Annotated in this window: 16 protein-coding genes; 6 read left to right on the top strand and 10 right to left on the bottom strand. The window is 68.0% G+C overall.

Features of this window, described 5'->3' with window-relative positions; all coding sequences use genetic code 11:
* The first annotated feature begins 256 nt into the window (after nt 1-256).
* The gene (locus RTO53_RS01400) at nt 257-1,255 is read left to right on the top strand and encodes a patatin-like phospholipase family protein (protein WP_312236097.1); all 999 of its coding nucleotides are present in this window, start codon (nt 257-259) and stop codon (nt 1,253-1,255) included.
* A 78-nt stretch (nt 1,256-1,333) separates the two neighbouring features.
* On the opposite strand, the gene RTO53_RS01395 is transcribed toward RTO53_RS01400, so the two are convergent.
* Nucleotides 1,334-1,816, bottom strand: a complete 483-nt coding sequence (locus RTO53_RS01395) for an Lrp/AsnC family transcriptional regulator (protein ID WP_312236096.1) — start codon at nt 1,814-1,816, stop codon at nt 1,334-1,336.
* 127 nt (nt 1,817-1,943) lie between these two features.
* Between RTO53_RS01395 and phhA the strand changes: the two genes are divergently transcribed.
* Both phhA and RTO53_RS01385 read left to right on the top strand, forming a co-directional pair.
* Entirely contained in the window at nt 1,944-2,840 is an 897-nt protein-coding gene (gene phhA / locus RTO53_RS01390; protein ID WP_312236132.1) for a phenylalanine 4-monooxygenase, read from the top strand.
* Between the two features lie 31 nt (nt 2,841-2,871).
* Nucleotides 2,872-3,525 (top strand): DUF4375 domain-containing protein, encoded by a 654-nt coding sequence (locus RTO53_RS01385; protein WP_312236095.1) that lies wholly within the window; start codon nt 2,872-2,874, stop codon nt 3,523-3,525.
* Nucleotides 3,526-3,552: 27 nt separating this feature from the next.
* Here RTO53_RS01385 and RTO53_RS01380 read toward each other — a convergent pair whose 3' ends face one another.
* From RTO53_RS01380 to RTO53_RS01340, 9 genes are all read right to left on the bottom strand, one after another.
* Nucleotides 3,553-4,653 (bottom strand): GDSL-type esterase/lipase family protein, encoded by a 1,101-nt coding sequence (locus RTO53_RS01380; protein ID WP_312236094.1) that lies wholly within the window; start codon nt 4,651-4,653, stop codon nt 3,553-3,555.
* A 174-nt stretch (nt 4,654-4,827) separates the two neighbouring features.
* Nucleotides 4,828-5,583 carry a 2-dehydro-3-deoxy-D-gluconate 5-dehydrogenase KduD gene (kduD, locus tag RTO53_RS01375; RefSeq protein ID WP_259207953.1) on the bottom strand — a complete coding sequence of 252 codons (756 nt, stop codon included), beginning with the start codon at nt 5,581-5,583 and terminating at the stop codon, nt 4,828-4,830.
* 66 nt (nt 5,584-5,649) lie between these two features.
* Nucleotides 5,650-6,498: a 5-dehydro-4-deoxy-D-glucuronate isomerase gene (gene kduI / locus RTO53_RS01370; RefSeq protein WP_312236093.1), complete on the bottom strand. Its 849-nt coding sequence runs from the start codon at nt 6,496-6,498 to the stop codon at nt 5,650-5,652.
* Nucleotides 6,499-6,709: 211 nt separating this feature from the next.
* A complete protein-coding gene (locus RTO53_RS01365; RefSeq protein ID WP_312236131.1) occupies nt 6,710-7,744 on the bottom strand; it encodes a LacI family DNA-binding transcriptional regulator in 1,035 nt (344 codons plus the stop codon).
* 70 nt (nt 7,745-7,814) lie between these two features.
* On the bottom strand, nt 7,815-9,395 hold the full coding sequence (locus RTO53_RS01360) for a family 43 glycosylhydrolase (protein ID WP_312236092.1): 1,581 nt from the start codon (nt 9,393-9,395) through the stop codon (nt 7,815-7,817).
* Between the two features lie 64 nt (nt 9,396-9,459).
* Entirely contained in the window at nt 9,460-10,743 is a 1,284-nt protein-coding gene (locus tag RTO53_RS01355; protein ID WP_312236091.1) for a TRAP transporter large permease, read from the bottom strand.
* Between the two features lie 3 nt (nt 10,744-10,746).
* A complete protein-coding gene (locus RTO53_RS01350; RefSeq protein ID WP_312236090.1) occupies nt 10,747-11,286 on the bottom strand; it encodes a TRAP transporter small permease in 540 nt (179 codons plus the stop codon).
* A 12-nt stretch (nt 11,287-11,298) separates the two neighbouring features.
* Nucleotides 11,299-12,303, bottom strand: coding sequence for a TRAP transporter substrate-binding protein (locus RTO53_RS01345; protein WP_312236089.1), 1,005 nt, complete (start codon nt 12,301-12,303; stop codon nt 11,299-11,301).
* Nucleotides 12,304-12,340: 37 nt separating this feature from the next.
* Nucleotides 12,341-13,162, bottom strand: coding sequence for a 2-keto-4-pentenoate hydratase (locus tag RTO53_RS01340; RefSeq protein ID WP_312236088.1), 822 nt, complete (start codon nt 13,160-13,162; stop codon nt 12,341-12,343).
* Between the two features lie 210 nt (nt 13,163-13,372).
* On the opposite strand from RTO53_RS01340, the gene RTO53_RS01335 reads away from it, so the two are divergent.
* The 3 genes from RTO53_RS01335 (at nt 13,373) to RTO53_RS01325 (ending at nt 16,683) form a co-directional block, all read left to right on the top strand.
* The gene (locus RTO53_RS01335) at nt 13,373-14,314 is read left to right on the top strand and encodes an alpha/beta hydrolase (protein WP_312236130.1); all 942 of its coding nucleotides are present in this window, start codon (nt 13,373-13,375) and stop codon (nt 14,312-14,314) included.
* Nucleotides 14,311-15,939, top strand: a complete 1,629-nt coding sequence (locus tag RTO53_RS01330) for a carboxylesterase/lipase family protein (protein ID WP_312236087.1) — start codon at nt 14,311-14,313, stop codon at nt 15,937-15,939. The genes RTO53_RS01335 and RTO53_RS01330 overlap by 4 nt, the downstream gene beginning before the upstream one ends.
* A gap of 153 nt (nt 15,940-16,092) precedes the next feature.
* Entirely contained in the window at nt 16,093-16,683 is a 591-nt protein-coding gene (locus RTO53_RS01325) for a cysteine dioxygenase family protein (protein ID WP_312236086.1), read from the top strand.
* The last annotated feature ends 86 nt before the right edge of the window (nt 16,684-16,769 follow it).

Here is a 16,769-nt window from a genome sequence, read left to right as displayed (position 1 = left end):
CGCTACCAGACAATTGTTGCAGTACAACAACAGCGTCGCAAATTGCGGTCATTCATTAGCAGGATTCGGCCATGTCGTTTTGGACCTGGCTCGCAGATTCCTCCGGCGGTTGCCGGCAGCACGCTCGACGACCGCTGCGCCTGGCACCCGGCTGCGGCAGCGCAGTGGCTGAATGACCGATACAGCGCCCTGCCCGGCCCGCCGTGGCTTCGGTATGCTGGCGCCCTTCGTTGCCTATTCACCTGCAGACACCCCGATGAAAGCACTGCGCCGTACCCGCCTGACGCTGTCCGTTGCCCTGCTCGGCCTGCTGGCCGGCTGCGGCGGTGATCCGGTCCGCCCGACCCCGCCGCCCGTGGCCACGCCGGTGGTACCGGCCAAGCCGGTCAAGATCGGCATCGCGCTGGGTGGCGGCGCGGCCAAGGGGTTTGCGCATATCGGGGTGATCAAGATGCTCGAGGCCAATGGCTTCGAGCCGATGGTGGTGTCGGGTACCAGTGCCGGCAGCGTGGTCGGTGCGCTGTATGCCAGCGGCATGGACGCGTTCCAGATGCAGTCCAAGGCGGTGGCACTGGACGAAACCAGCATCCGCGATGTGCGCCTGTTCTCCGGCGGCCTGGTGCAGGGCCAGAAGCTGCAGGACTACGTCAACACCCAGGTCGGCAACCGCCCGATCGAGAAGTTCGCCAAGCCGTTCGCTGCAGTGGCCACCCAGCTGGAAACCGGCGACCGGGCGATCTTCGTCCGCGGCAACGCCGGCCAGGCGGTGCGCGCCTCCAGCAGCATCCCGGGGGTGTTCGAGCCGGTGAAGATCGGCAAGGGCAACTACATCGACGGCGGCGTGGTCAGCCCGGTGCCAGTGGATGCCGCGCGCCAGCTCGGCGCGGACATCGTGATTGCCGTGGACATCTCCAGCAAGGCCAGCGGCAAGGCACCCACCGGCATGCTCGGCATCGTCAACCAGTCGATCTCGATCATGGGCCAGCGCCTGGGCGAGCAGGAGCTGGCACGCGCGGACATCATCATCCGGCCGAAGGTGCTGGACATCGGCGCCGCCGATTTCAGCCAGCGCAACAACGCGATCCTGGAAGGCGAAAAAGCCGCGATGGCGGTGATGCCGCAGATCCGCGCCAAGGTGCAGCAGCTGCAGCGCGCACGCGCGGCGGCACTGGCTCCGCCGCCGCCCAAGCCCAAGTGCGATGCACCCTCGCGCGTGGGCCGGCTGATGGGGCGCAAGGAGAAGTGCGAGGGCTGAGGCCGGCCGCCGGCGTTGGGGTGGTCGCGCAGTCGAGCAACGGTCGGTTCCACCCCGTGATCGCGTTTGCGATCCGCATTACTCCAGCTGCGACAACGGCAGCGCGCGGAAATCCTTCACCGTGCGCAGCACGAAGCTGGAATTGACGTCGGCCACGCCGGCGGCGTTGAGCAGCTTGTCGAGCAGGAAGCTGGAGAAATGCTCCAGGTCGCGCACGTAGATGTGCAGCAGGTAGTCCATGTCGCCGGTGAGCGCATGGCAGGCCACCACTTCATCCCATTCCACGACGCTGTCGGCGAACACGCCGATGGCGTGCTGGTCGTGTTTCTCCAGCTGCACGCGGACGAAGGCCTGCAGGCCCAGGCCGATCAGGCGTGGCTCCAGCCGCGCACCGTAGCCGGCGATCACCCCTTCACTTTCCAGGCGCTGCACGCGGCGCAGGCAGGCCGACGGGGACAGGTTCACCCGGGCGGCCAGCTCGGCGTTGGTGGCGCGGCCGTGCTGCTGGATTTCAGCCAGCAGGCGAAGATCCGTGCGGTCGAACTGGGTATCTCCGGCCATTGCTGCTCCGCAACATGAGATGGACGCAAGGATATTGCGCCAATCCGGCATATGCGTGCAACTTTGCAATCCTCTTGCGCGCCCCCTGCCCTAGCATCGTCAGATGACTTCCCAGGAGACCACCACGATGGAAACCGCCACCACCCCACGCCGCGTCGAACACCAGCAGACCGACAAGGGATACGTGCCGGTCTATACCACTGCGGTGGTTGAACAGCCCTGGGACACCTACACCGCCGACGACCACGCGACCTGGAGCACCCTGTACCGGCGCCAGCGCGAACTGCTCGAAGGCCGCGCCAGCCGCGAGTTCCTGCACGCCCAGGACGAGATGGGCATGAGCGCGCACATGATCCCGCGCTTCGACCAGCTCAACGAAGTGCTGGGCGCGGCCACCGGCTGGACCCTGGTCGGCGTGGAGGGGCTGCTGCCGGAGCTGGATTTCTTCGACCACTTGGCCAACCGTCGCTTCCCGGTGACCTGGTGGATCCGTCGCCCGGACCAGATCGATTACATCGCCGAGCCGGACATGTTCCATGACCTGTTCGGGCACGTGCCGCTGCTGATGAACCCGGTGTTCGCCGACTACATGGCCGCCTACGGGCGCGGCGGCGTCAAGGCGCATGCGATCGGCCCAGAAGCGTTGCAGCACCTCACCCGGCTCTACTGGTACACGGTGGAGTTCGGCCTGATCAACACCGACGAGGGCCTGCGCATCTACGGCGCCGGCATCGTCTCGTCCAAGGGCGAATCGCTGTACTCGCTGGAATCGGCCGCGCCGAACCGGATCGGCTTCGACCTGGAGCGGATCATGCGCACCCGCTACCGCATCGACACCTTCCAGAAGACCTACTTCGTCATCGACAGCTTCGAGCAGCTGATGCAGTCGACCGCGCCGGACTTCACTCCGATCTATGCTTCATTGGAGACGAAGGAACACCTGCCGGCCGGTGAGGTGCAGGAGGGCGACCGCGTGTTCCAGAAGGGCACCGGCGAAGGTTGGGAAGACGGCGGCGACGTGTGAACCAGGATGTGGGTCCACTATCCTGACCCGCATGACCGACATTTTCGCTTCCCTGCGCGTTACCGCTGTCGATTTCGACGATGACTTTGTTCTGCTGTCCCTTGTCGATGGCCGCCGGACACGGCAGCCGTTGCGGTGGGCACCTGCGCTGCACGAGGCCGACGCCGTGCAGCGCGCGGGCTGGGCACTCACCGCCGACGGCCTGGGCGTGAACTGGCCGACCCTGCTTCCGGTGCAGGACCACGGCGTGGTCGACGTGCCCAACCAGGTGTGGGATGACCGTTACGAGGCGGCGCTGGCACGGCTGCAGTCGGCCGCATGGTCGCTGGATGCACTGTCCGACCAGGACCAGCAACTGGTCGCGCTGTGGCGCATGGAAGCGGACATCAACAACGGCGGCTTCATGCAGTTCCTGTGCAACTGGGGCGATCCCACCTGCCAGCTCGCATTGCGTGCGCTGCAGGCGATGGGCGCGGTGAAGACGCACGCGATCCTGGCCGGCATGCGCGGGCTGCTGGACCGCCTGGAGGACGATCCGGCGATCCAGGAACTGCAGGACCTGTATGGCGCGATGAACGAGGACGAACAGCAGGCGCTGGACGACTTCGACGCGGCCTACTTCGAGCGGCCGGAGGACCTGGCGCGGCTGGGCCTGCTGCATTTCGGGCCCGAGCCGCTGGCGTAGCGCCGGGCACGGGCGCGGCATGGCCGGTCAGCGCGGATAGGCCAGCAGCAGCACCAGGTCATCTTCGCCCACCTGCTGCAGCGCGTGCAGGCTGCCGGTGCGGGTCAGCAATGCATCGCCCGCGCCCACGTCGTACTGCTTGCCGTCCAGCACGTAGCTGCCCTGCCCGCTGACGATGTAGTAGATCTCGTCCTTGTGCTGCGGGTGCAGGCCGATGCCGGCGCCCTTGTGCAGCACGCGCTTGCGCAGCACGAACGGCAGGTCATCGGCGGCGAAGAACGGGTAGGCGGTGGTCGGGCCGGCGCCACCATGGGGGCCGGGCTGGGTGATCGCGATGTCGCGTTCGTGCACCACGCGCGAGGGTTTCGACGCATCTGCGCCCTGCCCCGCACTGCGCACGTCGCAATCGATATCGCGTTTCAGCGCAGCCTTCAGCGCAGGCTGCAGCCCAGCCCAGTCGCGTACCACCAGGCAGGCGACGGCGTTCGCACCGGCGCTACTGAAGTGCGTGCCGTCGGCCTTGTTCTGTTCGGGCACGAACAGGAAATACGGCTTGGCGCCCTGCTCGCCCAGCGCGCGGATCCAGCGCGTGGAGCTGTCATTGAGATCGATCAGCGCGACCTGCTCGCGCATGGCCAGCTGCTTCATCGCCAGGGTGTACAGCGCGTGCGTATCCAGCAGCGAGCCGAAGTCGTAGAGCAGCCGCGCCACCGGCGTGACCAGCACGGGCGTGGCGCCCTTGTCGCGGGCCAGCTGCACGTAGCGCATCAGGAACTGCGGGTACGCCGTGGCAGGATCGGTGTAGCGCGTGGGATCTTCGAACTTGGCGTCGTTGTGGCCGAACTGGATCAACAGCACGTCGCCGCGCTGGAGTTCGGCAGCGACCGCGTCCAGCCGTTTCTCGTCGATGAAACTGCGCGTGCTGCGGCCGCCCTTGGCATGGTTGTGCACCTCCCACACGGCCGGATCGAGATAGCTCTGCAGGGCCTGGCCCCAGCCGGCCTGCGGTGCGCGCTCGGGTCCGTACTCGGCGGCGGTGGAGTCACCGGCGATGAAGACGCGGTGGGGCGCACACAGCGCGCCGGGGGCTGCCATCAGCAGCGACAGGGACAGCATCAAACGCAGCATGGTCATGCTCCTGGAGAGCTGCCGGCCAATCGCCGGCACCACCGGCGTGCATCTGGGGGAAAGCCCCCTGAGTCAGGGGGCGACCGCGAAGCAGTGGGGGATCGGAGGTAAAAATCGCGCGGGGCCCACGATCTGCAGCGCGGACCGTGGGAGCGCCAGCGCGCAGCGACGGCGTTACCGCGCGAGCCAGCCGCCGTCCACCGGCAGCACCGCGCCGTTGACGTAGTCCGAGGCGCTGGACGCCAGGAACACGGCGGTACCGCCAAGGTCTTCCGGCGTGCCCCAGCGCGCGGCCGGGATGCGGTCGAGGATGGACTTGTTGCGGTCCTGGTCGGCGCGCAGCGCGGCGGTGTTGTCGGTGGCCATGTAGCCCGGGGCGATGGCGTTGACGTTGATGCCCTTGCTGGCCCACTCGTTGGCCAACAGGCGGGTGATGCCGGCGATGCCGCTCTTGCTGGCGGTGTAGGACGGCACCCGGATGCCGCCCTGGAAGGACAGCATGGAGGCGATGTTGATGATCTTGCCGCGGCCTTGGGCGATGAAGTGCCTGCCGGCGGCCTGCGAGATGAAGAACGCGGACTTGATGTTGACGTTCATGACGTCATCCCAGTCCTGCTCGCTGAAGTCCACGGCATCGGCGCGGCGGATCAGGCCGGCGTTGTTGACCAGGATATCCAGGCCGCCGAGGCCCTCGATGGTTTCGCGGATGACCCGCTCCACCGGCTCGATGCTGATCAGGTTGGCTTCGATCGCCAGGCAGCGGCGGCCGAGGGCGGTGATGGCGGCGATGGTCTCGGTGGGCGGCTGGATGCCGGCGACGGCGACGTCGGCACCGGCCTGCGCCAGTGCCACCGCGATGCCCTGCCCCAGGCCGGTATTGCCACCGGTGACCAGGGCGACCTTGCCTTCCAGACTGAACGGATTAGCCATTGCGTATGCGGTCCTTTTCCAATGCGGCACAGGCGCCGCCCGCACGCTGCGGGCGGCGCATCGGGGTCACTTGAGCTGGCAGATGTCCAGCACGTGCATGTCGGTGTAATCCAGGTTTTCGCCGCCCATGGCCCAGATGAAGGCGTAGTTGCTGGTGCCGGCGCCCATGTGGATCGACCACGGCGGGGAGACCACCGCTTCGTTGTTCTGGATGACGATGTGGCGCTGCGCGTCCGGCTCGCCCATGAAGTGGTACACACGGTCGTTCTGGCCGAGGTCGAAGTAGAAATAGACCTCGCTGCGGCGGTCGTGCAGGTGCGGCGGCATGGTGTTCCAGACGCTGCCCGGCTTGAGCACGGTCAGGCCCAGCAGCAGCTGCGAGGACTGGCAGGTGGCCGGCACGATGTACTGGTAGATGGTGCGCTCGTTGCTGGTTTCCAGCGCGCCACGATCCAGCGCGACAGCGTCCTTGATCGACAGCTGCCTGGTCTCGAAGCGCGCATGCGCCGGGGTCGAGGCCAGGTAGAACTGGGCCGGGGTGGCGGCGTCGTCGGACGCGAACACGACCTCTTCGCTGCCCATCGCCACGTACAGGCCGTCCTTCGGGCCGAGCGTGAACACGGTGCCATCCACGGTGACGGTACCGCTTCCGGCGCCGACGTTGATGATGCCCAGCTCGCGACGCTCCAGGAACGGGTGGCCGGCAGCGGAGGCCGGCTCGGTCTGCCTGGGCAGCGACAGCGGGCCCTTGACCGGGGCGGCACCGCCGAGCACGAAGCGCTCGTAGTGGGTGTACTTCAGCGTCACCGCATCGGCATTGAACAGGCCGTCGAGCAGGTACAGCTCGCGCAGGTCGTCGTTGCTGGCGCCCTTGATGGCGTCGGGATGGGTGGCGTAGTGGGTCTTGCAGTACATGGCGTCTCCAGAGCAGGGGTGGGCCGACGGGTCGGCCCCGGCGCGATTTCCGGTCATTCTAGCCAGATAGGAAACCGGTGTCATTTTGCGTTGCGGCAGCGGGGCGTCATGCGCCGCAGTGGGTCGGAAAAGCGGTGGTATCTGCAACCGGCTACCCCTGCGCGTGGCGACCCGTTCGTCGCGAACACGCGGTGCCGCCGTCGCGGCGCGGTCAATCCTCGGGGGGCTGGCAGGAATCGCGCACGATCAGGTGCGGTCGCACGCTGGCGATCTGCAGCGCGGCCTGGCCCTCGGGCTGGATCAGCATGGCCGCGGCGGTGCGCCCGGTGTCGCGGGTGTGGCGACGCACCGAGGTCAGCGACGGCCACAGGCGCGAGGCCAGCGGGCTGTCGTCGTAGCCGATGATCGACAGCTGGCGCGGGATGTTAATGCCCGCGCGCAGTGCGACCTTGTAGATACCGGCGGCCATTTCATCGTTGCCGGTGAAGATGGCGGTCGGGCGCTGCTTGCCGAGCAGCAGCTTTTCAGCGGCGGCCACGCCCGATTCGAAGGTGTAACCGGCTTCGACGATGCGTGCCGGCGGCAGCTCGATACCGCGCTTGGCCAGGGCATCGATGAAGCCGGCGGTGCGCTCGTGCGCGGAGCGGTACGCACTCGGGCCGGTGACCAGCGCGATGTCGCGGTGGCCGAGCGAGAGCAGGTAATCGGCCGCTTCGGCGGCACCGTCGCGGTCATGGGTGACCACCATCTGCGAGGTGTCATCCAGCGGCAGCGAGGCGATGCGGGTGAAGCGGCAGCCGATCTCGTCGAGCATGTCCACCAGCGCCTGGTCTTCGGACGCACGCGGCACCAGGATCACCCCGTGCAGCTTCTGCTGCTGCACGAAGCGGCGCACGCCCTCGATGTAGCCGGGGCTGCGCGAGTCGCACGGATGCACCACCAGTTCGAAGCTGGACCCGCGCAACGCGTCGAGCGCGCCGTACTGCATGTCCACGATGTACTGCGCGGTGGGGTTGTCGTAGACCATGCCGATCAGGAACGAGCGCCGGAACGCCAGCCCGCGTGCGAGCGGGTCGGGCGCGTAGCCGACTTCACGCATCAGCGCCTCGACCTTGTCGCGGGTGTCTTTGCGCACCAGCGGCGAGTTGTTGATGATGCGCGAGACGGTCTTCTTGGATACCCCGGACAGGCGCGCGATGTCATTGATCGTAGCGGCCTTGCCCTTGGTCAATCCGTGCGGTGGCATCGGATCGGTTTTGCTGCGCAATGACATGTCGTTCAAACCGGGGATGAGTCAGGGGATTCTAGCGGGCCGTTCAATCCAGGGCCCGGTAGCGGAAATGGCGGAACCGCACCTTGCCGTCGCCGGCGGCATACAGGGCCGGCTTCAGGGCGAGGAACTTCCCGGCCACATTGTGATGGTAGCCGGAGACTTCCATCTGAACCGGGTACTTCTGCCAGGTTTGGCCGTCACTGCTGGTGTGAATGGTGACGATGTGGCGGTTGTTGGTCACCCGCAGCCACAGCCTGCCACCCTTGGCACTGGGCGCCAGCCGGGTGGGGCGCTCCTCGCCGTAGCGGTGCATGACCAAGGCTTCGCCGTTGCTGCCCACGCCTGCGTACAGGCGCTCGCTGTAGAAGAGCAGGGCGCCGCCCACCGCGCCCGGGGCGATCTCCATCTCGACCTCGAACTGGTAGGCCTTGTCGCCGGCGATCGCGGTCAGCGGGGAGGCATCGCGCGGGGCCTGGCCCTTGCCCTGCAGCAGCAGGCCGTCACCGCTGAAGTCCAGGCGCCGGTACTCGTCCTGGGCGGGGTTGAAGAACGACCACTGCGCACCGAGGGCAGGGCCCGTGAAATCATCCGACAGCGCCATGCCATGCGCGTCCACCGACGACCCCGACGGTTTGCGCAGCGGCTGGCCCAGATCACTGCCCCTGGCAACGAACCAGCCGTCGTCGGTCCATTCGATCGGTTCCAGCAACGCCTGCCGGCCCAGGGTCCAGTACCCGTTCTCGTAGCCGTGGTACATCATCCACCAGCGCCCGTCGGTGCCTTCGATGACCGTGGCGTGGCCACGCGACCACCACGGTTCGGCCGCCGACTGCGTGCGCACGATCGGGTTGTTGGGCGCGTTCTGCCATGGCCCGTGGATCGAACGCGAGCGCGCGGTGATCACCATGTGCCCGGTCGGCGGGCCGGCGGTACCGCCGACGGCAGTGGTCATGTAGTACCAGCCATCGCGGAAATTGATCTTCGGCCCTTCCTGCGCATAGGCCTCCACGTCCCAGCTTTGCGGGTACTTCCAGCCGTCGTAGACGTGCTTGGGGGTGCCGACCACGCTCAGTCCGTCATCGGCCAGCTGCACGTAGGCACCGCCGCTGAGGAAGAGGTAGCGCTTGCCGTCTTCGCCCACCGCGTGGCCAGGGTCGATGTACCCACCCAGCCCGATGTCGATCGGCTCGCTCCACGGACCCTTGATGCTGTCGGCCCAGACCACGAAGTTGCTGCGCGCCTCGGCGGTACGCGCCGGGAAGTAGATGAAGTAGCGGCCCTGGTGCTTGACGATGTCCGGCGCCCAGATCGCGCCTACGTTCCTGGTGATCGCATGGCCCAGCGGCTGCCAGTTGACCAGGTCGCGCGAGTGCCAGATCGGCAGGCCGGGGTAGGCGTCGAACGAGGACAGGGTGAGGTAGTAGTCCTCGCCATCCTTGAGCACCGACGGGTCGGGGCGGTCGCCGGCGAACACCGGGTTGAGGAAGGTGCCGTCGCCGAGGTCGGCCTGGCGCTGGTTTTCGATGCCACGCTTCCACGGCGTGGTCGGCGGCGGGGCGGCGTGTGCCGCCGTGACCAGCAGCAGGCCGGCGGCGAGGCCGGCCAGGATCTTGCTCAGGTGCATCGAATTCTCCGCGTTGCAGCGAGGGGACGCGCGCGTACGGGCCGCGTCCCGGCGAGGGCCGGGCTCAGGCGCGCAGCAGCGCCGGCAGCCACAGCGACAGTTCGGGGAAGAAGGTGACGATCACCAGCACGCCCAGCGCGGCGAACCAGAACGGCCAGATCGAGCGCATGCTCTCGCCGACGCTGATCTTGCCGATCGCCGTGCCGATGAACAGCACCGAGCCCACCGGCGGCGTCACCAGGCCCAGGCCACCGGTCAGCACCAGCACCAGGCCGAAGTGGATCGGATCGATGCCGTAGGCCTTGGCCACCGGGAGGAAGATCGGCGTGCAGATCAGGATCATCGGCGCCAGGTCCATGAAGGTGCCCAGCAGCAGCAGCATCACCACGATCATCAGCAGCACCATGAACCGGCTGTGCGCGAAGGACTGCAGGAAGTCCACCGCCGCCGCCGGCACTTCCAGGTAGGCCAGCAGCCAGCCGAACACCGCTGCAGTGGCGATCACGAACAGGATTACCCCGGTGCTGCGTGCGGCATGGGTGACCGTGCCGAGGAACTCGCGCCAGTTGAGCTGGCGGTACAGCACGGTGGTGACCAGCAGGGCGTAGACCACGGCGATGGCCGCGCTTTCCACGGCGGTGAAGATGCCCGCGCGGATACCGATGAAGATCAGCGCGACCAGGCCCAGGCCGGGCAGGGCAGAGACCATCCGCAACAGCACCGCGCGCCAGCCCGGGAACACTTCCACGCCATAGCCGCGACGACGCGCGACCACGTAGCCGGTGACCATCAGCGCCACCGTCATCAACAGCGCCGGCACGATACCGGCGGCGAACAGATCGGCGATCGACAACCCGCCACCGGCCGCGGCCGAAAACAGGATCAGGTTGTGCGACGGCGGCACCAGCAGCGCCACCAGCGCGGCGGTGATGCTGACGTTGACCGCGAAATCGCGGTCGTAACCGCGCTTGACCATCTGCGGAATCATCGTGCCGCCCACCGCCGAGACATCGGCGATGGCCGAGCCGGACACGCCGCCGAAGAACAGCGAGGACAGGATCGAGACCTGGCCCAGGCCGCCGCGCATGCGTCCCACCAGCGACGACGCCAACGAGATCAGGCGCTCGGAGATGCCACCGCGCATCATGATTTCACCGGCGAAGATGAACAGTGGAATGGCGATCAGCGACGCCGACCCGGTGCCGGCGGAGATCTGCTGGACCAGCACCAGCGTAGGCAGGTCCAGGTACCACAGCGTGGCCAGGGCGGCCGCGGCCAGGGCGAAGGCGACCGGCACGCCGAGCAGCAGGAGCACCGCGAAAACAGTGAACAGGATCGTGATACCCATGACTCAACGGTCTCCTTCTGCAACAACGTCGGCCGGCTGTACCGCCTGCACCATCTGGTTCACCGCGAAGACCGCCATCAATGCGCCACCGATGCACAGCGGCAGGTAGTTGATGCTCTGCGGCAGGTTGGCGCCGGCGGTCTTGATGTCCAGCCCGTCCAGCAGCAGCACCGCCGCCCACCAGGCGATGACCACGCCGAGCACGGCCACCACCAGCGCGGCGAACACATCCACCGCCCGGCGCAGGCCCGGGCCCATGTGCGCGGCCAGCAGGAAGAAGCCGAAGTGGCGGCGCGTATGCACGCCGGTGGCCGCGCCCAGGCTCATCGCGGTGGCCAGCAGCAGCAGCGTGACCGGCTCGGTCCAGCTGGGCGAATCGTTGATGACGTAGCGGGCGAACACCTGCCAGCCCTGCACCACCACCAGCCCGAGCAGGGCAAGGACGGCAATGTAGATCGCGCCGTCGGCGAGGGCGTTGAGCACGCGCTGCGGCGCGCTGACGGTGAGGGTGACGGCGGTGGTTTCTGAACTCGTGTCGGACATCGCGGCGGGGCCTCAGGCGAAGTCGCGGATGCGACGGGTGAGCGCGGCGATCTCCGGCTGCTGCAGGTACTGCTGCAACAGGGGATCGGCGGCTTTGCGGAAGGCGGGCATGTCGACGGCGTTGAACTGGATGCCGACGTCGGCCACGGCCTGGCGGGCGGTGTTTTCCGAGGCATCCCACTGCTGGCGCATCACGTCCACCGATTCGCGCGCGGTCTGCAGCAGCAGCTGGCGGTCGGCCGGGCTGAGCTGTTCGAAGCTGTCGCGTGACATCAGCAGCACGTCCGGCGCATAGGAATGATCGCTCTGCGACCAGTAGCGCGCGGCCTCGAAGTGACGGCTGGAGTGGAAGCTGCGCATGTTGTTTTCCGCACCGTCGATCATGTGCGTTTCCATGCCCGAGAAGGTGTCGCCCAGCGACATCGGGGTCGGGTTCGCACCGAGCAGGCGCATCAGCTGGATGAAGATGTCCGAGGAGGCCACGCGCAGCTTCAGCCCGTGCAGGTCCTTGGGTTCGACGATCGGGTGCTTGGTGTTGTAGAAGCAGCGCGCGCCGGAATCGTAGATGGCCAGGCCAACCAGATCGCGGGTTTCAAAACCGCGCAGCACCGCATCGGCGATACCGTCATCGAGGGCGCGGCGCATGTGCGCCACCGACTCGAACACGTAGGGCAGGCACAGTGCCTGGGTCAGCGGAAACGCGTTGTTGAGCGCGCCGGAGTAGACCCGGGTGATGTCGATGGCGCCGAAGCGCGCCATGTCGATCGCCTCCGATTCGCGACCGAGCTGGCCGGAGTGGTACTGGCGCAGTTTGAGGCGGCCGCCGGTCTTCTGTTCGAGCTGCTGGCCGATCCACTTCACCGCCGTGACGGTGGGGTAGTCGGCCACGTGCACGTCGGTGGCGGTCAGCAGGCGTGCGCCGGCGACCTCGTTGCCACCGGGACGCGAACAGGCGGACAGCACGGGCACGCTCAGCGCGCCCAGACTGGTGGCAAGGAAATTTCTGCGAGTGAACATCTGCGCCCTCCCAAGCGGACTGTCCATGGCTGCACGGTTACCCGGCAGCGATGGCCTTGCAGGTAATGTCGCCGTAGCCGGCGAAACGGATCAGTGCCTGTTGGCCTACGGCGATATCGTGGATGCCGGTGGCGTTGCCGCTGGCGATCAGGTCGCCGGCCTTGAGCGGCCGCCCGCGCTGCGCCGAACGGGCCAGCGCGAACGCATAGGCGGTACGCAGTCCACCGGGCAGCAGGGTGGCGCCGCCGGTGCCGACCACTTCGCCGTCGATGCGGGTTTCCGCCCGCAGGTCGGCGTCGTCCAGGGCGGTCCAGTCGGGGATTTCCGCGCCCAGCACCAGGCCGTTGTTGTTGCCGAAATCGGACACCACCACGCGCGGGCCGAGCTTGTTGATGGTGGCCAGCGGGCTGCTGGCCACTTCCACGCCGTAGAACAGCCTGGCCGGCAGCGCCTCGGCTTCCTCGGCGGTCCAGTGCAGCTTGTCGGCCGGCGCGTCTTCCAGCAGCTGGATCACGAACTCGGCCTCGACCGCGCCGAAGCCGCCGACGAACACCGGAATGTCCACTGTTCCACCGGTAGCATTCCAAAGCCGGCGGGCGAAAATCGGGCCCAGCAGGCGGTCATCGCCGGAGCTGTCGCGACGCTCGGCAGCGATGTAACCAACCTTCCAACCGACCACCTGGTCGTCCCACAGGCCGATGGCCTGGTCCTGGACGCGATATGCGGTCACCAGGTCCGGCGGGATCTCGCCGGGGAAATCGGGCAGCGCGCGGCCCTCTTGGCGGGCGCCGACGAAGGCGTGGGCGATCTCGCCCAACCCCTGGTCTGGCAGGTCGTGTGTGCCGTGATCGTTGCTCAAGCGGGTCTCCCGGTGAATGGTGCACTGCCCATCGACAGCGCCTGGATGAGCTGTATATGGTAAACCGGTGTCATTGGCAATGTGCAGCGCGTCAGAAGGCTGCGGCTGGGGCACGATGACCGTTCCACCCGCTCACAAGGACACCTGCCGATGCCCCGCGCTGTTCTGTTGCCATTGCTGGCCTGGCTGCTGCTGGCCAGCCCCTCTACGATGCTGCACGCCGCCGAGCGCAGCGTGCCGGCCAGTGAACCCGCGCCGGGCAGCCCCGACCGCATCGCGCTGTGGCCGGCCGGGCAGGTCCCGGGCGAAACCGGCGCGCCGCGCACTCCGCATGTGATCGAGCGCAGCGACACCCCGGCATTGCCGGACCGCTACATCGACGATGTGGATGCGCCCTATCTGGTCGCCTACCGTCCCAGGCACCCCAACGGCAGCGCCCTGCTGGTGATTCCCGGCGGCGGCTACCAGCGCATCGTGCTGGACAAGGAAGGCACCGCGCTGGTGCCGGCCTTCGTCGAGCGCGGCGGGGTGACCCTGTTCGTGCTGCGCTACCGGCTGCCGGCCGGGCGCAGCGATCGGCAGGCGGCGTTGGCCGATGCACAGCGCGCGCTGCGCCTGATCCGCGACGGCGCGACACGCTGGCAGCTGGATCCGGGCCGCATCGGGGTGATCGGCTTCTCCGCCGGCGGCCATGTCGCGGCGCGGCTGAGCACCGGCTTCGATCTGCCGGTCTACCCGGCGCGCGATGCGATCGACCGCCAGAGCGCGCGGCCGAACGTGGCCTTGCTGCTCTACCCGGTGATCGACATGGGGCCGCACGCGCACACGGGCTCGCGCGCTCGCCTGCTCGGCGCGCATCCCGACGCGGCCCTGGTGGCGCAGTTCTCGATGCAGGACCACGTGCGTGCCGACATGCCGCCGACGTTCCTGGTGCACGCGCAGGACGACAAGGTGGTGGCGGTGCACAACAGCCTGGTCTATTACCAGGCGCTCACCCAGGCCGGCGTCGCCAGCGAGATGCACCTGTTCCCGCAGGGTGGGCACGGTTTCGGCGTGCGCATCCGCCCCGGGCTCACCACCGCGCAATGGCCCACGCTGGCCCTGCAGTGGATGCAGGCGCAGTACGTGCCCGCCGCGGAGGCCCGCCCATGACCGGTTCGCCCGCCGATCTGCAACGTCGCCGCTTCCTGCGCGACAGCGCGCGCTACGCGGTGATGCTTGCCGCCGGTAGCCTGCCGCTGCTGTCGGCCGCCGCTACGCCAGTGCCAGGCCCACGCCACGACGCCGCGCCGCTGGCCACGGTACGCAGCGGACGCCTGCGCGGGCAGGTCGAGCAGGGGGTGAACGTGTTCCGCGGCATTCCCTACGGCGCCGATACGCGCACCCGGCGCTTCCTGCCGGCGCTGCAGGAACTGCCGTGGCGCGGCGTGCGCGATGCCGACGCGTACGGTCCGGCAGCGCCGCAGGGCAGCAGCGAAGGTCCCGGCAGCGAAGACTGCCTGTACCTCAACGTGTGGACGCCGGCCCTGCGCGATGGCGGCAAGCGCCCGATCCTGTTCTACATCCACGGCGGTGCGTACAACAACGGCTCGGGCAGCGACCCGCTCTACGACGGCGCCGCGTTGTGCCGGCGCGGCGATGTGGTGGTGGTGACGGTCAACCACCGGCTCAATGTGTTCGGCTATCTGTACCTGGGTGCCTTCGGCGACCCGGCATTGGCCGGCTCGGGCAACGTCGGCCAGCTCGACCTGGTGCAGGCGCTGGAGTGGGTGCGCCAGCACGCGCGGGAATTCGGCGGCGATGCCGGGAACATCACCGTGTTCGGCCAGTCCGGGGGCGGTGCGAAGATCGCCACGCTGATGGCGATGCCGGCCGCGCGCGGCCTGTTCCAGCGTGCCTGGACCATGAGCGGCCAGCAGGTGACCGCCGCCGGCCCGCGTGCGGCCAGCCAGCGCGCGCGGATCGCGATGCAGGCCGTCGGCGCGGCCGATGTGGCCGCGCTGCGCGCGCTGTCCACCGAGGCACTGCTGGCGGCCACGCGGGCGCGTGATCCCTCGCGGGTGGAAGACACCGGCCTGTACTTCGGCCCGGTGCTGGACGAGGCCGTGTTGCCGGTGCATCCGTTCTGGCCAGAGGCACCGGCGCAGTCGGCCGGCATCCCGATGGTGATCGGCAACACGCACGACGAGACCCGCGCCTTCCTCGGCAACGACCCGGCCAACTTCGCCCTTGGCTGGGATACGTTGCCGGCCAAGCTGGAGAAGGAGCAGTACAGCGATCTGCTGCCTTCGACCGTGATCGCCGCGTACCGGCGCCTGTATCCGCACTACACGCCCTCGGACGTGTTTTTCGCGGCCACCACCGCCGGACGCTCGTGGCGCGGTGCGGTGGAAGAACTCGAGGCGCGCGCACGCCAGGGTGCACCGACCTGGGCCTATCAGCTCGATTGGGTCTCACCGCTGGAGGGGGGCAGGTTCGGTGCCTTCCACACGTTGGATATTCCGCTGGTCTTCGACAACGTCGAGCAGCCCGGCTCGCGGACCGGCAACGGCGAACAGGCCCGACAGGTGGCCGCCCTGATGAGCGAGGCGTTGATCGCATTCGCACGGCACGGCGATCCCAACCATGCGCGGCTGCCACGGTGGGACAGGTATGCGTTGGCGCGGCGCGAGACGATGCTGTTCGACCACGTTCCGCGCCAGGCCAACGATCCGCGCGGCGGCGAGCGCGAACTGTACCGCCAGGTGCCTTTCATCCAGCGCGGCACGTTCGGGTGACGCGCACCGGGTCGATTCCGACAAGGCGACGGGGATTTTGATAGGCGTTCGCCGCTTTTTCGTTGATTTTGATTGGCGTTATGAGTGATGCGTGCCGATCTGTCGTGACTCCCGTCAAACATGGTGTTCACCGCGATCGCCTAGACTGGGTACATGCAAGATTTCCGCGACCCGTTTCCGCCGTTCCATGGACGTGATCGATTGATCGCCGCCGTCGATCACGCGGTACAGCACGATGATGCCCGCCAGATCGCCGCCACGCTGCGTCATGCCCTGCGCGAGGCGATCGCCGACAGCCGCATCCAGCTGCCGGCCTGCGTGCACCACCCCATCGAAGACCATTACGCGCGCCGCGAGCTGTACCGCAGCGCCGCGCACGGCTACAGCATCGTGGCGATGAGCTGGGGCCCGGGGCAGGGCACGCCACTGCACGACCACAGCGGCCTGTGGTGCGTCGAAGGGGTCTGGCTGGGCCAGCTGGAAATCACCCAGTACCAACTGCTGGAACGCGACGGCGAGCGCTTCCGCTTCCGCGCACAACCGGCCATCCTCGGCGACTGCGGCAGCGCCGGCAGCCTGATACCGCCGCACGAGTACCACACCATCCGCAACACCAGCGCTGACGACCTGGCGATCTCGGTCCACGTCTACCAGGGCGAAATGACCCGCAGCGCGGTGTTCGAGCCCGACGGCGGCGACTGGTACGCGCGCCGCGTGCAGGTGATGGAAACCGACGCGGCGTGATCCGGCTGTGCCGGGCGATGCTCGGCAAGTTTCCTGCGAAGGGCAGCCGAGCGTGGCTCGGCTCTACCCATCCTGGCCCGTTGTCT

This window comes from Stenotrophomonas sp. (genome assembly GCF_031995405.1).
In the GTDB taxonomy this organism is placed as follows: Bacteria; Pseudomonadota; Gammaproteobacteria; order Xanthomonadales; family Xanthomonadaceae; genus Stenotrophomonas.
This window is presented reverse-complemented; position numbering and strand designations above follow the sequence as displayed.

Coding starts and splice junctions, on each gene's coding strand:
- RTO53_RS01330 (WP_312236087.1), top strand. CDS start 14,311: ATGACCGGTTCGCCCGCCGATCTGCAACGTCGCCGCTTCCTGCGCGAC.
- RTO53_RS01395 (WP_312236096.1), bottom strand. CDS start 1,816: ATGGCCGGAGATACCCAGTTCGACCGCACGGATCTTCGCCTGCTGGCT.
- RTO53_RS01365 (WP_312236131.1), bottom strand. CDS start 7,744: ATGCCACCGCACGGATTGACCAAGGGCAAGGCCGCTACGATCAATGAC.
- RTO53_RS01360 (WP_312236092.1), bottom strand. CDS start 9,395: ATGCACCTGAGCAAGATCCTGGCCGGCCTCGCCGCCGGCCTGCTGCTG.
- RTO53_RS01325 (WP_312236086.1), top strand. CDS start 16,093: ATGCAAGATTTCCGCGACCCGTTTCCGCCGTTCCATGGACGTGATCGA.
- kduD (WP_259207953.1), bottom strand. CDS start 5,583: ATGGCTAATCCGTTCAGTCTGGAAGGCAAGGTCGCCCTGGTCACCGGT.
- RTO53_RS01355 (WP_312236091.1), bottom strand. CDS start 10,743: ATGGGTATCACGATCCTGTTCACTGTTTTCGCGGTGCTCCTGCTGCTC.
- RTO53_RS01350 (WP_312236090.1), bottom strand. CDS start 11,286: ATGTCCGACACGAGTTCAGAAACCACCGCCGTCACCCTCACCGTCAGC.
- RTO53_RS01380 (WP_312236094.1), bottom strand. CDS start 4,653: ATGCTGCGTTTGATGCTGTCCCTGTCGCTGCTGATGGCAGCCCCCGGC.
- kduI (WP_312236093.1), bottom strand. CDS start 6,498: ATGTACTGCAAGACCCACTACGCCACCCATCCCGACGCCATCAAGGGC.
- phhA (WP_312236132.1), top strand. CDS start 1,944: ATGGAAACCGCCACCACCCCACGCCGCGTCGAACACCAGCAGACCGAC.
- RTO53_RS01385 (WP_312236095.1), top strand. CDS start 2,872: ATGACCGACATTTTCGCTTCCCTGCGCGTTACCGCTGTCGATTTCGAC.
- RTO53_RS01335 (WP_312236130.1), top strand. CDS start 13,373: ATGCTGCACGCCGCCGAGCGCAGCGTGCCGGCCAGTGAACCCGCGCCG.
- RTO53_RS01345 (WP_312236089.1), bottom strand. CDS start 12,303: ATGTTCACTCGCAGAAATTTCCTTGCCACCAGTCTGGGCGCGCTGAGC.
- RTO53_RS01400 (WP_312236097.1), top strand. CDS start 257: ATGAAAGCACTGCGCCGTACCCGCCTGACGCTGTCCGTTGCCCTGCTC.